Source organism: Williamsia sp. (genome assembly GCF_016462415.1).
GTDB lineage: Bacteria > Actinomycetota > Actinomycetes > Mycobacteriales > Mycobacteriaceae > Williamsia_A.
Map to the genome: position 1 here is coordinate 47148 of NZ_JAEMTF010000005.1, position 14439 is coordinate 61586.

Consider the following 14439-nt stretch of genomic DNA (forward strand, 5'->3'; position numbering starts at 1 on the left):
ACGTTGCGGACGGTCGCTCCGGGTCCGGCGGTGAGGAAGGTGCGCTCGGGTGGGGTGACGATGTTGTCGTTGCGGGTCCCGACCGCCACGTAGCGGACTCCCGGTCGCGTGTCGCCGCCCGCGTTCAGACGCGCCAGGAACGGTGATCCGACCATCTGCTCGACGTAGGACGGACCGACCGTGGTGGCTGCGAGGGTCACGACCGGGATGCCGATCAACTGTCCGATCGCGCCGATCATCTGGTTGAAGTTGAACGTCGTGCCGTGGTTGGTGCCCGACAGGCTGACCATGGTCCGGACCGCGTTCGCGGCCGGGTTCTTCGCATTGGTGCCGCCACTGAACTTCAGGTACTGCCGCGCCACCAGGGCGCCCTGCGAGTGACCGACGATGTCGACCTGGGACGCGCCGGTCTCCCGACGAACTCGGTTGACGAACGTGGCGAGTGTCTTGGCCGAACTGGAGATGGTGTCGCCGCCGACCATGTTGAACAGATTCTGCAGGCTGCCGGGGGCACGTTTGCCGTAATCGAGTGCGAACACGCAGTAACCGGCCTCCTTGAGGGCAGGCGAGAGCACCTTCCAGGTGTCGCTCATCCCGGCCCACGTGCCGTGGACGAGGACGACCGGTCGCGGGTGCTCGGCGCTCGGTGTGCACTTCCAGTCGTTGGCTCCGGCGGGGGAGGGATCGGCGGTGTCGCCAGGCGTTGCGGGCGCGGCGTTCGCGGTCCAGGAGAAAGCGATCCACGACGCGATCGCAAGGACCAATCCGGCCCCGATCGACCTCACCCAGGGACTACGCACTCGCATCTATACCTCCAGCTCGCAGGATCCCCGGTTGTATGCGAGCGTACGCACGGACGAGCGTTGTGACGAATGACCACAACCGGACACACGCAGGTGGTTATCGAACAGATGCAGACCGGATACCGAGCCGATGCGATCGCCGACCGGCCCGGTCCGGGATGCAGGCTCGCCTCAGTGGAGGCGGAAGTCCGAGAGCAGACCGGAGTATTCCTTGGCCGGGGGGCGGGAGAACTCTCCGCTGGCGGGACCGGGGAAACCGCCGACCGGGACGAGCGCCTGGAGCAGGCGGACCCCGGCGGCGACGCCGTCGATGACCGGGGCGCCGATCTTGTCGGAGATACGGGCGGCCAGGTCGGCCATCCCGCCGCAGCCGAGCACCACCGACTCCGAGCCGTCGCCGGTGAGCGCCCGTGCGCAGGCGTCGGTGAGGATGACCTCGGTGTCCGGGTTCGACTCGAGTTCGAGCACCGGGATCTCGCACGCGTGCAGTCCGCGGCAGAGGCCGGCGACCCCGTAGCGGTGGGTCAGCTCTTCGGCGCGTCCGATGGTGCGCCCCAGCGTGGTCACGACCGAGAACCCGCCGCCGGAGAGCGCCGCGAGATGCATCGCCGCCTGGGCGATACCGAGAACCGGGGCGCCGGCGATCTCGCGCGCCGCGTCGAGGCCGGGGTCGCCGAAACAGGCGATGAGGTAGGCGTCCGACGGCTGCGCCGAGGCCCGGTCGGCGATGATCGCGGCCAGCAGTCCGGGGACCGACATCGCCTCGTCGTAGTGGCTCTCGATCGAGGCGGGTCCCATCGACGACGTGATCGCGACGATGTCGGTGTCGGGGCCGGCCGCCGAACGTGCCACCTCCGCCATGAGATCGGTCATGGCGGAGGTGGTGTTCGGGTTGATGATGCAGATACGCATGACGCCAGTCTGTCGTGTCAGGCGACGACCTTCTCGGTCGCCTCGACGGTGGGTGGGTTCTCGTAGATGAACGTCGGTGGCAGGAACCGCATGCCCAGCCAGTAGATCGCGAACCCGAGACCGGCTCCGACGAACCAGGTGTAGCTGGCCATGTAGGTGGTGCCCTCGACGACGATCAGGATTCCCGCGATCGCGGCGACGACGGTGGCGATCACGGCGACCGGGTTGACGCCCTTGCGGAACCAGTACGTCGCGGTCGGCGACATGCTGAACAGGTCGTCGATGACGATCTTCTTCTTCTTGACGAGGTAGAAGTCCGCGATGAGCACACCGAACAGCGGCCCGATCACCGCGCCGAGGGTGTCGAGTGTGTAGTGGATCGCCGACGGGTTGTTGAAGAGGTTCCACGGGGTGATCAGCACCGATCCGACAGCGGCGATCATGCCGCCCATGCGCCACGTGATCTTCGTCGGGGCGACGTTGGAGAAGTCGAACGCGGGGGAGACGAAGTTGGCGACGATGTTGATACCGATGGTCGCGATGGCGAAGGTGAGCACACCCAGGACCGCCGCAGTGGTGTTGTCGATGCGATCGACGATGTGCACCGGGTCGGTGATGATGTTGCCGTCGGCGTCTCGTCCGATCACCGTGGCGCCCGCGGAGACCGTGCACACCACCAGGATCGAGAAGAACAGGAAGTTCACCGGCAGGCCGAGGAAGTTGCCCTTCTTCACCGCGGAGAACGACTTGCCGTAGCGGGAGAAGTCGCCGAAGTTCAGCATCGGCCCCGAGAAGTACGACACGACCAGGGCGATGGCGCTCAGCAGTGCGGTGAACGACGCCCATCCGGTCTTGTTCGGACCGGCCGACAGGTCGAAGTGGACGTTGCTCCAGCCGGCCTTGTAGATCAGGTACCCGGCGAGGACGACCATGACGACATAGACCGCCGGACCGCAGAAGTCGATGAACTTGCGGATGGTCTCCATGCCGTTCCAGAACACGATGGCCTGCAGCACCCACATGAGGATGAAGCCGCCCCATCCGAGCAGTGACAGTCCGAGGAACCCGTAGTCGTCCACGGAGTCGAACTTCGCGATCGAGGGCCAGAACTTGATCGCCAACAGACCGAACGCGACGGATGCGAGATAGGTCTGGATCCCGTACCAGGCGACCGCGATCAGGCCGCGCAGGATGGCGGGGAGATTGGCACCGCGGACGCCGAACGCCACCCGTGTCGTCACCGGGTAGGGGACACCGGCCTGCTGCGACGGACGTGCGACGAGGTTGCACAGGAAATAGACCATGAAGATGCCGACCAGCAGCGCGATGAGCACCTGCCAGGCCGAGATGCCGAGTGCGAAAAGGCTTCCCGCGAACACGTAGCCGCCGACACTGTGCACGTCGGACATCCAGAACGCGAAGATGTTGTACGACGTCCAGCTCTGCTTCTTCAGCGGCGCGAGGTCGGAGTTGGTCAGGTCCTGGTGATAGCCGAGCTTGATGACGCTCTCCCCGGCCGCGCTCGCGTGGGTCGGTTCCGCGACGGCATCGCCGGTGGTGATCGTTTCGGTCATGGGCTCTCCTGGTGTTCGAGTGAGCCTAGGCTAGGACCGGGTTATTTCTGCTGCGTTACCGCGAAAGTATATTCTCGCTGCTCGGCGGACTCAGGTGCTCAGGATTCGTCCGCGACGTTCAATTGTGCTGCGGTGTCGATGATCATCGTCTCCAACCGGGAGTGGTGCTCGCGTGCGGTCGTGATGAGTGCGTCCGCGTCGCGGGCGGCGACGGCGTCGATCATCGACTCGTGGTCGGCGTGCAGACGCGCCTGCATCTGAGGTGTCGCGGCCCGCATGAGTTGGAACGGTTCGGTGATGTTCCACGTCGCCTCGAACATGTGGACCAGCCGGTGCATGCCGCAGGGCTCGATCAGCGCCTGGTGGAACCGACGTGACTGATGGTGGTACTCACGGAGATCGCCGGCCTGGGTGGCGGCGTACAGGGCCCGGTGGGCCTCACGCGCGGCCGTCAGATCGTCGGGCGTGGCGAGCTCGACGGCCCGGGTCAGCGCGGCCTGCTCGAGAATCCCTCGTACGAAGTAGATCTCGCGCAGTTCGGCGACGGTGAGCTGCGCTACGAAGTACCCGTTGTTGGTCTGATGGCCGACCAGTCCTTCGCCGACGAGTGTCTTGAGCGCCTCGCGCACCGGGATGGGGCTGACCCCGAAGAGCGCCGCGATCTCGCCGACGGGGATGGCCGAACCGGGAATCGCGCCCCCGTCGAGGATGACCCGGCGAAGCCCGTCGAGCACACTGGCCTGGGACGGGCCGGTGGGGATCGCCGACAGGGCCGACAGCAGCCCTGCGTTCCTGCCCTTACCCGGCATCGCCGAACCCCCTTCCCTCGGCGAGAATTGTCGCAGCTTTCGCACCCGCGCGCGGGGCGGTCTCGGGTTCGGCCGGGGGGACGCTACTTCGGCGTCACCCAGCAGGTGATCGCGCAGTGGACGACCTCGAGACCGGTCTTGTCGGTGATCGCGATGTCGACCACGACCTCGGCGCCGTCACCGATCGTGATCGCGTCGATGGGATCGGCCAGGGTGGCCACGGAGCGCAGGCCGGTGGTCGCCTTGGCGAGGTACTGCGACGTCATGCCCTTGGGCAGCCAGCGCAGCGCGGTGGGTGTCGATGCCTCCATCAGCATCCCCATCGCGGTCTCGGCGAGGTTGCAGGCCGCGATCGCGTGGAAGGTGCCGATGTGGTTGTGCACACCGAACCACTTCGGTGCCGTGACCTCGCAGTATCCGGGTCGCAGTTCCTTCACCGACGGCAGGATGGTCCCGAAGTAGGGGACCCGGGCCACCATGCCGACCGAGAACAGAGCCGCGCCGAGCGCGTTCTGGGGCAGGCGACGCCACAGGGCGTACGTCGGGGTGACCGACTCGGTGTCGGTGGGCAGGGTGGTGATCTCGTCCGTCATGGGTCACGACCTTACTCGTCGGTAGGTTCTCGCTACGGACATGCGCCGCCGATGCCTGCGGTCGGGAGTTCGACGTCGCGCAGGTCGTCGCGCGCCTGTGCGCGGCCGATGGTGAAGCCGGTCCACCCGCGCTCCTCCCGTGCGGTCTCGGCGATGAGCCGGAGCACGCACGGCCGCAACTCCTCAGGGAGTCGGAGCAGCTGTCCGGTCGCGTCCGGGGAGAGCCCGGACAGATATGTGGTGTCGATCCGGGGTGCCGTGTCGCGGGCCGTCGAGGCCTCGTACCGATCGACGTTGATGCGGGCGATCTGAGCATCCGGGTCGGAGACGGCGAACGCCAGTGCCGATCCGATGATCAGTCCGCCGATGGCGCGGGCGAGGTGTCGGGTACCGAGTCCGCCGCCGGCGACCACCAGGGCGAGGACGACTGCGCCGAGACACAGTTCGACCGCCATCACACTGATCCGCAGCCGGGTCGCGCCGTAGGCGTCGATGTAGAGATACATCCGGTGCAGTGCGGACGCCACCACGAGCAGCGTCGCGAGACACAGTCCGCCGAGGATGCCCCGGACCAGGATCCGAGCGCGCGCGGTGGTGCGGTCGGCGCGGTGCCAGGCCACCGACACCACCAGGATCGTCAACGCGGTGACGGCGAACAGCTGCCAGAAGCCCGAGCGTGCGTACTCCGCGGAGGTCAGGTTCGCGGTGCGCTGGACGTAATCGCGCCCACCGATCATGGCGCCGGCCTGCGTACCGAGGAACGCCACGAACAACGCGAGCACGGTGCCGGTGGGCACCGCCCAGGTCCAGGTGTCACGTGCGATCGCCCGCTCGCGATCGATCAGACGCGGCCGCGCGTACCGGAGGTAACAGCCCAACGCCGTGCCGAGGCCGACCACGATGCCCAGCACGACGTTCGCGGTGACGGTGGGGTCGTCGACGTCGGGGGTGAGTGCGGAGAGCAGTGTCGCGAACACGGCGTCGGCGCCGGCGAACAACGCGCCGAACACTCCCACGAGCGCCACGGTGACCGCACCCACCCCGAGCACCGCCCGGGGGTTGCCCACCTTCGAGCCCGCGTAGGCCACCGCGGCGCCGCGCGTCATCCACGCCGACGTGCGTAGCGACACCAGGATCGGCGCAACCATCGCGAATGCCATGTCGCGCAGGGTTCGTCCGCCCACGAGCAGTACCCCGGTGGCGGCGACGGCGAGCAGGACGTACCAGACGGTCAGCCATTCGGCGCTGCGCCACCCGGGCACGGCCAGGAGCGCCACGATGCCTGTGGCCGTGAGGAGTTGCCCCCGCCCCGGTCGTTCGGACGACCCCACGTACACCGCGACGAGAACGGTGATGCCGGTCAGCACGATGCCGATGCCCGACAGATCGTCGGGGAGCAGCAGTGCCGCGGCGACGGCCGCGACGGCGACCGCGGCGAACACCCGGCCGGGGGCGACACGCGGCATGTCCGACGCCAGGTCCCACATCGGCGGCCGCGGCGGCAACGGCGGGAGGGGAGGCAGCGCCGGCTCGGGAGGGTTCGGGTAGACCGTCCCCGGGATGGGGATGCCGGGCCAGGAGGGTGTTTCGGGCATGGGGGTATCGCCTCTCGTCGTGCGGGTGAACTCGGTCCGAACGCGCCGATCGGCGCGGGTGGGTGCAGGTCGGGTCAGTGAGTGGCGGTCGCGGGCAACCGGATCCGGATCCGGCAGCCCTCCGGGTCGTCGACAACGGCGATCTCGCCGCGGTGCAGGTGCACGACCCACTGGGCGATGGCCAGGCCCAGGCCGGTCCCGCCGTCGTGCGAACCGCCCCGGGTGAAACGTTCGAAGATGCGGTGGCGCTCCGCGGGTTCCACGCCGGGGCCCTGGTCAGCCACCTCGAGGACGACGGAGTCGCCGTCGGCGTGGCCGAGGACAGCGATCACGCCGCCCGGTGGTGAGTGTCGGGCCGCGTTGTCGAGGAGGTTGGCCAACACCTGATGGAGGCGGTCCTCGTCGGCCTCGACCACCAGCGCGGCCGGGATGGCGATCGAGAATCCGACGTCGGTGGCCCGCCCGGTGTGCTGGTGCAGTCGCACCCGGCACTGCGCCACCGCATCGGCCGCGAAACGCTGCACCTCGATCGGGTCGTGGTCGAGTCGCACGGCGCCGCCCTCCACCCGGGACAGGTCGAGCAGGTCGGTGATCAGCCGGCCGAGGCGGTCGGTCTGTGTCAGCGCCGACTCCAAGGTGTCCTGATCGGGGGTGCGCACCCCGTCGACGAGGTTCTCCAGTACCGCGTGCAGGGCCGCGACCGGGGTCCGTAGTTCGTGGGCCACGTTGCCGACGACCTCGCGTCGGTACCTGTCCTCGTGGGCCAGGTCCTCGGCCATCTGGTTGAAGGCCGTGGCGAGCGTGCCGATCTCGTCCTTCGACGTGGCGCGCACCCGGGTGGTGTAGTCGCCGCCGGACATCCGACGGACCGCCCCGGTCATCTCGCGCAGCGGCGAGGTCATGCCGTGCGCGAGCACCCACGTGACGACGAGGGCCACCACCAGCGCGACGAGCAGGGCGTACCGGAACGCGAGCTGCTGGGTGACCCAGAACGACACACTCGAGGTGAGCAGCGCGCCTCCCACCACCACGGCGGTCTTGAACTTGAACGACGCGACGGCGTCGAGTGGACGCGGGAAGTGCAGTCGCCGAGCCGGGCCCACGGATGTGTGCGCGACCCGTTCGCGGACGCTCACCGCTGCTCACTCTCCAGCGCGTACCCGACACCGTGCACCGTGCGGATCCGGCCGTGGCCGACCTTGCGCCGCAGGGACCGCACGTGGGAGTCGACCGTCCTGGTCTCGCCGGCGCCCGGCCACTGCCACACCGTCTCGAGCAGCTGTCCGCGACTGAGCACCGCACCCGGGTGGCGGGCCAGCGACACCAACAGGTCGAACTCGGTGCGGGTCAGGTGCACCGACTCGCCGTCGACCACCACCCGGCGTCCGGAGTGGTCGATGTGCAGGTCGCCAAGCATCTGCACGTCCGGGCCCGACGCGGGTGGATCGGCATCGGCCGTTCCGTACCGTTCGGCCCGTCGGATCAGCGCGCGGGTGCGCGCGACCAGCTCGCGCATCGAGAACGGCTTCGACAGGTAGTCGTCGGCACCGACCCCCAGTCCGATGACCAGGTCGGTCTCGCCGGACCGGGCGGTCAGCATCAGTACCGGGGTCGGGGAGTGCGCCTGGATACGTCTGCACACCTCGAGGCCGTCCATCCCCGGCAGCATCAGATCGAGGATGACCACGTCGCAGCCGACCTCGGCATGGGTGGCGACCGCGGCCGGCCCGGTGTCGGCCGTGATCACGTCGAAGCCCTCGGCCCGGAACCTCTCGGCGATGGACTCGCGGATGAGTGGTTCGTCGTCGACCACCAACACCGAGGGCAGCGTTGACGACGAGGACCCGGGCGTCGCGGACGGATGTGCGGTCATGGCAGCGACGGTAGTGTCCGTTTGTCGGTGCGCTGCCGAGATGGTGTGAAGAGTCTGTGAAGGTGGTCGCCGCCCAGGTGGCGGCCGGTCGTCGGCCGGTGTCGACGCAATTTGGCCTCGCCGTCGATCTGTTGCATACTGTTCGGGTTGCCTTGATCGGGAACGCGGATTTTCGCGGCCTCGATCAGGTGCGATCGCCACGGCGGGTCAAGCGGAGACGAACTGGCCCGGTAACCGTCACAGCGATCGACCAGCACGACCAGCACGACCTCGATCCCCCTGATCAGGGATCGCAGCCAAGATCTACCGATGTTCGGCGGAGCTCGGATGTGTCTGCAGAGATATGTCCAAGCCGCCCGACACGCCCGACCTCGGGTGTCGGAGGAATCCGACATCTGAGGTCAGCACGACCGGCCCGCGTCATGCGGGCGAATGCACAACGACAGATGAACAGCGTCGATCACCGTCTCATGAGGAGCAGTGGTCATCTGTGAGCCGCGTGATCGCGGCGCGTCTGCCGACTAGTTACCGACGGAAGAGGACACAGCGTGGCGGGACAAAAGATCCGCATCAGGCTCAAGGCCTATGACCATGAGGCGATCGACGCTTCGGCGCGCAAGATCGTGGAGACCGTGACCCGTACCGGGGCACGTGTGGTCGGCCCGGTGCCGCTGCCCACCGAGAAGAACGTGTACTGCGTGATTCGTTCACCGCACAAGTACAAGGATTCTCGTGAGCACTTCGAGATGCGGACGCACAAGCGATTGATCGACATCCTCGACCCCACGCCGAAGACGGTGGACGCGCTCATGCGCATCGACCTGCCGGCCAGCGTCGACGTCAACATCCAGTAGACGCGGATAGGGACGGAAAGCAGATATGACTCAGAAGAACGTGAAGGGAATCCTGGGCACGAAGCTCGGGATGACCCAGGTCTTCGACGAGAACAACCGGGTTGTCCCGGTGACCGTCGTGAAGGCCGGACCGAATGTGATCACTCAGATCCGTACGCAGGAGACCGACGGCTACACCGCCGTCCAGCTCGCCTACGGTGCGATCGATCCCCGCAAGGTGACCAAGCCGGTCACCGGCCAGTACTCGAAGGCCGGCGTCACGCCGCGTCGTCACCTGGCCGAGATCCGCGTGAACGACATCTCCGAGTACTCCGTGGGCCAGGAGCTGACCGCCGAGATCTTCGCCGACGGTTCCTTCGTCGACGTGACCGGCACCTCCAAGGGCAAGGGGTTCGCGGGCGTCATGAAGCGCCACGGCTTCAAGGGCCTGGGCGCCAGCCACGGCGTGCACCGCGTGCACCGTGCGCCGGGATCCATCGGTGGCTGTGCCACCCCGGGTCGCGTGTTCAAGGGCATGCGGATGGCCGGACGTATGGGTAACGACCGCGTCACCACCCAGAACCTGACCGTGCACAAGGTGGACGCCGAGGCCGGCCTGCTGCTGATCAAGGGAGCGATCCCGGGTCGCAAGGGCGGCATCGTGATCGTCCGCGATGCAGTGAAAGGCGGTGTGAGCGCATGAGCGTCGACACCTCGAAGACCGAAGCCACGAAGTTGACGCTGGACGTCAAGACCGCGGACGGGAAGACCGACGGCACCGTCGAGCTGCCCGCCGAGCTCTTCGACGCGCCCGCCAACATTGCGCTGATGCACCAGGTCGTCATCGCACAGCAGGCCGCGGCTCGGCAGGGTACCCACTCGGCCAAGACCCGCGCCGAGGTCAGCGGTGGCGGCGCCAAGCCGTACCGCCAGAAGGGAACCGGCCGCGCCCGTCAGGGCTCGACCCGTGCTCCGCAGTTCACCGGTGGTGGCGTCGTGCACGGCCCGAAGCCGCGTGACTACAGCCAGCGGACCCCCAAGAAGATGAAGGCCGCCGCCCTGCGCGGAGCCCTCTCGGACCGCGCCCGCAACGAGCGCATCCACGTGATCACCGAACTGGTGGCCGGGCAGACCCCGTCCACCAAGGCGGCTCGCGCCTTCCTGGAGGCCCTCTCGGACCGTCGCAAGTTCCTCGTCGTCGTCGGTCGCGAAGACGTCGCCGCGTGGAAGAGCGTCGCGAACCTGGAGTACGTCCTGCCGATCACTCCCGATCAGCTCAACACCTACGACGTGCTCGATTCCGACGAGGTCGTGTTCAGCGTCGAGGCCCTCAACGCGTTCGTCTCCCGGGCGCTGAAGACCGACGAGAAGGAGGCCTGAGAATGACTGTCATCCAGGCAGATCCGCGCGACATCATCCTCGCCCCGGTGATCTCGGAGAAGTCCTACGGACTCATCGAGGACAACGTGTACACGTTCTTCGTGCACCCGGAGTCGAACAAGACGCAGATCAAGATCGCGATCGAGAAGATCTTCGATGTCACGGTCGAGAGCGTGAACACGGCCAACCGCAAGGGCAAGCGCAAGCGCACCCGCGCCGGGTACGGAAAGCGCAAGGACACCAAGCGCGCCATCGTCACCCTCAGCCCTGACAGCAAGCCCATCGAGATCTTCGGAGGTCCGGTCGGCTGACGCCGGGCGGATCGAGAAGAAGTAGAGGACAAGAAGACTCATGGCTATTCGTAAGTACAAGCCGACGACACCGGGCCGCCGCGGCGCCAGTGGCGCCGACTTCGCCGAGGTCACCCGTGACCACCCGGAGAAGTCGCTCGTCCGCCCGCTGCACGGTCGGGGTGGTCGTAACGCACACGGCCGCATCACCACTCGTCACAAGGGTGGCGGCCACAAGCGTGCCTACCGGTTGATCGACTTCCGTCGCAACGACAAGGACGGCATCAACGCCAAGGTCGCTCACATCGAGTACGACCCCAACCGCACCGCGCGCATCGCGCTGCTGCACTACGTCGACGGCGAGAAGCGCTACATCATCGCGCCGAAGGGCCTGAACCAGGGCGACGTGGTGGAGTCGGGCGCGACCGCCGACATCAAGCCGGGCAACAACCTGCCGATGCGCAACATCCCGACCGGTACCCAGATCCACGCCGTGGAGCTGCGTCCGGGCGGCGGGGCGAAGATGGCACGCAGTGCCGGCGCCTCGATCCAGTTGCTGGGCAAGGAAGGCGCCTACGCCACCCTGCGTATGCCGTCCGGTGAGATCCGTCGCGTCGACGTGCGCTGCCGCGCCACCGTCGGCGAGGTCGGCAACGCCGAGCAGAGCAACATCAACTGGGGCAAGGCCGGCCGCATGCGGTGGAAGGGCAAGCGCCCGACCGTCCGTGGTGTCGTGATGAACCCGGTCGACCACCCGCACGGTGGTGGCGAGGGCAAGACCTCCGGTGGTCGCCACCCGGTCAGCCCGTGGGGACAGCCGGAAGGCCGCACCCGCAAGAACAAGTCCAGCGATCAGCTGATCGTCCGCCGCCGGCGCACCGGCAAGAACAAGCGATAAGCAGGAGGGAGTAGCAGATGCCACGCAGTCTGAAGAAAGGCCCGTTCGTCGACGACCACCTCCTTGCGAAGGTGGACGTCCAGAACGAGAAGGGCACCAAGCAGGTCATCAAGACCTGGTCGCGTCGCTCGACCATCATCCCGGACTTCATCGGGCACACGTTCGCCGTCCACGACGGACGCAAGCACGTGCCGGTGTTCGTCTCGGACTCGATGGTCGGACACAAGCTCGGTGAGTTCGCGCCGACGCGCACCTTCAAGGGACACATCAAGGACGACCGGAAGGCGAAGCGGCGATGAGCGCAGCCAAGAGTGCAGAGACTCTGAACCCGACGGCCAAGGCCACCGCGAAGTTCGTTCGCGTCACGCCCATGAAGGCCCGTCGTGTGATCGACCTGGTCCGCGGTAAGAGCGTGGACGAGGCCCTCGACATCCTGCTGTTCGCGCCTCAGGCCGCGAGCGAGCCGGTTGCCAAGGTCGTCGCCAGCGCGGCGGCCAACGCGGAGAACAACCTGGGACTCGACCGGCGCACGCTGGTCGTCTCGCAGGCGTTCGCCGACGAGGGCCCGACGATGAAGCGTTTCCGTCCGCGGGCCCAGGGCCGCGCGTTCCGGATCCGTAAGCGCACCAGCCACATCACGGTCGTGGTGGAAAGCATCACCGACTCGCGCACGGGCACCGCCTCCAAGCGGTCGCGTACGCCCAAGAAGTCGGCACAAGCCAGCAAGGGAGCTCAGTAGTGGGCCAGAAGATCAACCCGCACGGCTTCCGTCTGGGTATCACCACCGACTGGAAGTCGCGGTGGTACGCCGACAAGCAGTACGCGGACTACGTGAAAGAGGATGTCGCCATCCGTAAGCTCCTGGCCACCGGCCTCGAGCGGGCCGGCATCGCCAAGGTGGAGATCGAGCGCACCCGTGACCGGGTTCGCGTCGACATCCACACCGCCCGTCCGGGCATCGTCATCGGTCGCCGCGGCGCCGAGGCCGATCGCATCCGTGGCGAGCTGGAGAAGCTGACCGGCAAGCAGGTGCAGCTCAACATCCTCGAGGTCAAGAACGCCGAGTCCGAGGCTCAGCTCGTGGCACAGGGTGTCGCCGAGCAGCTCTCGAACCGTGTCGCCTTCCGTCGTGCGATGCGCAAGGCCATCCAGTCGGCCATGCGTCAGCCGAACGTCAAGGGGATCCGGGTGCAGTGCTCGGGTCGTCTGGGCGGCGCCGAGATGAGCCGTAGCGAGTTCTACCGCGAGGGTCGGGTGCCGCTGCACACGCTGCGCGCCGACATCGACTACGGCCTCTACGAGGCGAAGACCACCTTCGGTCGCATCGGCGTGAAGGTCTGGATCTACAAGGGCGACATCGTCGGCGGCAAGCGTGAGCTCACCGCCGTCGCGGCTCCGGCCGGCGATCGCCCGCGTCGTGAGCGTCCGCAGCGTCCGCGCCGTAGTGGTTCCTCGGGAACCACCGCGACGAGCACCGATGCGGGCCGCGCCGCGGCCGAGACCGCTTCCGCCGCACCGGTCACCGAGGCTCCGGCCACGGTCGACGCGGGTGCGACCCCCACCGCGAATCAGGAGGGCTGACCCATGCTGATCCCTCGCCGGGTCAAGCACCGCAAGCAGCACCACCCCAGTCTCAAGGGGCAGGCCAAGGGCGGCACCAAGGTGACGTTCGGTGATTTCGGCATCCAGGCTCTGGAGAGTGCCTACATCACCAACCGGCAGATCGAGTCCGCTCGTATCGCCATCAACCGGCACATCAAGCGTGGCGGCAAGGTGTGGATCAACATCTTCCCGGACCGCCCGCTGACCAAGAAGCCCGCCGAGACCCGCATGGGTTCCGGTAAGGGTTCGCCCGAGTGGTGGGTCGCCCCGGTCAAGCCGGGTCGCGTGCTGTTCGAGATGAGCTACCCCGATGAGCACACCGCTCGCGAGGCCCTGCGCCGCGCGCAGCACAAGCTGCCCATCAAGACCCGCATCGTGACGCGAGAGGAGACGTTCTGATGGCACTGGGAATTGTTGCCGCCGAGCTCCGTGAGCTCAACGACGAAGAACTCCTCGAGCGTCTCCGCGAGTCGAAGGAAGAGCTGTTCAACCTGCGCTTCCAGATGGCAACCGGACAGCTCGACAACAACCGCCGGCTGCGGTTGGTCCGTCGCGAGATCGCACGCGTCTACACCGTGCTGCGTGAGCGTGAACTCGGACTCTCGGCCGGCCCCGATGCTGATGCGAAGGTCGGTGACGACGCATGAGCGACGAGAAGGACGTGAACGTGACACAACCCGCCACCACGGAGCGCGCGCAGCGCAAGGTCCGCGTGGGCTATGTCGTGAGCGACAAGATGCAGAAGACGATCGTGGTCGAGCTCGAGGACCGCGTGAAGCATCCCCTCTACGGCAAGATCATCCGCACCACCTCGAAGGTGAAGGCGCATGACGAGAACGAGACCGCCGGCATCGGCGACCGCGTTCGCCTGATGGAGACCCGCCCGCTGAGCGCCACCAAGCGCTGGCGTCTGGTCGAGGTCCTCGAGAAGGCCAAGTAGCCGACACCGCTGCGTGAACAGATCACGCAGAGCACAACGACCCGTCACCGTTCGCGGTGGCGGGTCTTTGTGTTTCCTACCAATTCCATGTGAATACGGGTGGGTGTGGTCCCATCTCGTGTTACGCGTGTGACGCAACATGATTCGCCAGGTGAACGACTGTGTTCGGTCGACGGAGAACGCATCGGATCGGGTCGTCCGAACGTCCGAATGTTGGAGGTATTCACAGCCTGGGTCGCTATGCTTACGGCGTCGGTCCGGTTGCCCGCTCGGGGGGGTGTGCAACGAAACTCAAGCGGGCCGAGATCTATGGGTCGGGAGAATCGGTGATCAGATC

20 protein-coding genes are annotated in these 14439 nt (G+C 67.1%); 11 read left to right on the forward strand and 9 right to left on the reverse strand.

Annotated elements, in window-relative coordinates; all coding sequences use genetic code 11:
- The 9 genes from JHC79_RS02300 to JHC79_RS02340 form a co-directional block, all read right to left on the reverse strand.
- Positions 1-806 (reverse strand): alpha/beta fold hydrolase (locus tag JHC79_RS02300; protein WP_296388253.1); only part of this gene is annotated, 806 nt, incomplete at its 3' end.
- A 168-nt stretch (positions 807-974) separates the two neighbouring features.
- Positions 975-1715, reverse strand: a complete 741-nt coding sequence (locus JHC79_RS02305; protein WP_296388254.1) for an aspartate/glutamate racemase family protein — start codon at positions 1713-1715, stop codon at positions 975-977.
- A gap of 17 nt (positions 1716-1732) precedes the next feature.
- Positions 1733-3289 (reverse strand): NCS1 family nucleobase:cation symporter-1, encoded by a 1557-nt coding sequence (locus JHC79_RS02310; protein WP_296388255.1) that lies wholly within the window; start codon positions 3287-3289, stop codon positions 1733-1735.
- 98 nt (positions 3290-3387) lie between these two features.
- Entirely contained in the window at positions 3388-4098 is a 711-nt protein-coding gene (locus JHC79_RS02315; RefSeq protein ID WP_296388256.1) for a GntR family transcriptional regulator, read from the reverse strand.
- Positions 4099-4181: 83 nt separating this feature from the next.
- Positions 4182-4691, reverse strand: a complete 510-nt coding sequence (locus tag JHC79_RS02320; RefSeq protein ID WP_296388257.1) for a hotdog fold domain-containing protein — start codon at positions 4689-4691, stop codon at positions 4182-4184.
- A 32-nt stretch (positions 4692-4723) separates the two neighbouring features.
- On the reverse strand, positions 4724-6286 hold the full coding sequence (locus tag JHC79_RS02325) for a DUF4153 domain-containing protein (RefSeq protein ID WP_296388258.1): 1563 nt from the start codon (positions 6284-6286) through the stop codon (positions 4724-4726).
- Positions 6287-6360: 74 nt separating this feature from the next.
- Positions 6361-7371, reverse strand: coding sequence for an ATP-binding protein (locus JHC79_RS02330; RefSeq protein WP_296388271.1), 1011 nt, complete (start codon positions 7369-7371; stop codon positions 6361-6363).
- A gap of 47 nt (positions 7372-7418) precedes the next feature.
- Positions 7419-8159: a response regulator transcription factor gene (locus JHC79_RS02335; protein WP_296388259.1), complete on the reverse strand. Its 741-nt coding sequence runs from the start codon at positions 8157-8159 to the stop codon at positions 7419-7421.
- Positions 8156-8425 carry a hypothetical protein gene (locus JHC79_RS02340; RefSeq protein ID WP_296388260.1) on the reverse strand — a complete coding sequence of 90 codons (270 nt, stop codon included), beginning with the start codon at positions 8423-8425 and terminating at the stop codon, positions 8156-8158. Before JHC79_RS02340 ends, JHC79_RS02335 begins: the two co-directional genes overlap by 4 nt.
- Before the next feature lie 282 nt (positions 8426-8707).
- Between JHC79_RS02340 and rpsJ the strand changes: the two genes are divergently transcribed.
- The 11 genes from rpsJ to rpsQ are packed head-to-tail and all read left to right on the forward strand — an operon-like array spanning position 8708 to position 14102.
- Positions 8708-9013, forward strand: a complete 306-nt coding sequence (rpsJ, locus tag JHC79_RS02345; protein ID WP_003938093.1) for a 30S ribosomal protein S10 — start codon at positions 8708-8710, stop codon at positions 9011-9013.
- A gap of 25 nt (positions 9014-9038) precedes the next feature.
- Positions 9039-9695, forward strand: a complete 657-nt coding sequence (gene rplC, locus JHC79_RS02350) for a 50S ribosomal protein L3 (protein ID WP_296388261.1) — start codon at positions 9039-9041, stop codon at positions 9693-9695.
- Positions 9692-10372 (forward strand): 50S ribosomal protein L4, encoded by a 681-nt coding sequence (gene rplD / locus JHC79_RS02355; protein WP_296388262.1) that lies wholly within the window; start codon positions 9692-9694, stop codon positions 10370-10372. The genes rplC and rplD overlap by 4 nt, the downstream gene beginning before the upstream one ends.
- Before the next feature lie 2 nt (positions 10373-10374).
- On the forward strand, positions 10375-10683 hold the full coding sequence (gene rplW / locus JHC79_RS02360) for a 50S ribosomal protein L23 (RefSeq protein ID WP_188489365.1): 309 nt from the start codon (positions 10375-10377) through the stop codon (positions 10681-10683).
- A gap of 40 nt (positions 10684-10723) precedes the next feature.
- The gene (gene rplB, locus JHC79_RS02365; protein WP_296388263.1) at positions 10724-11560 is read left to right on the forward strand and encodes a 50S ribosomal protein L2; all 837 of its coding nucleotides are present in this window, start codon (positions 10724-10726) and stop codon (positions 11558-11560) included.
- 17 nt (positions 11561-11577) lie between these two features.
- Positions 11578-11859, forward strand: a complete 282-nt coding sequence (gene rpsS, locus JHC79_RS02370; protein WP_003940820.1) for a 30S ribosomal protein S19 — start codon at positions 11578-11580, stop codon at positions 11857-11859.
- On the forward strand, positions 11856-12299 hold the full coding sequence (gene rplV, locus JHC79_RS02375) for a 50S ribosomal protein L22 (protein WP_296388264.1): 444 nt from the start codon (positions 11856-11858) through the stop codon (positions 12297-12299). Before rpsS ends, rplV begins: the two co-directional genes overlap by 4 nt.
- Complete coding sequence (gene rpsC, locus JHC79_RS02380) at positions 12299-13141, forward strand: 30S ribosomal protein S3 (RefSeq protein ID WP_188489372.1); 843 nt, start codon at positions 12299-12301, stop codon at positions 13139-13141. Before rplV ends, rpsC begins: the two co-directional genes overlap by 1 nt.
- Positions 13142-13144: 3 nt before the next feature.
- Positions 13145-13561: a 50S ribosomal protein L16 gene (gene rplP / locus JHC79_RS02385; RefSeq protein WP_188489374.1), complete on the forward strand. Its 417-nt coding sequence runs from the start codon at positions 13145-13147 to the stop codon at positions 13559-13561.
- Positions 13561-13809 (forward strand): 50S ribosomal protein L29, encoded by a 249-nt coding sequence (rpmC, locus tag JHC79_RS02390; protein ID WP_296388265.1) that lies wholly within the window; start codon positions 13561-13563, stop codon positions 13807-13809. The genes rplP and rpmC overlap by 1 nt, the downstream gene beginning before the upstream one ends.
- Positions 13806-14102, forward strand: a complete 297-nt coding sequence (gene rpsQ, locus JHC79_RS02395) for a 30S ribosomal protein S17 (protein ID WP_296388266.1) — start codon at positions 13806-13808, stop codon at positions 14100-14102. Before rpmC ends, rpsQ begins: the two co-directional genes overlap by 4 nt.
- The last annotated feature ends 337 nt before the right edge of the window (positions 14103-14439 follow it).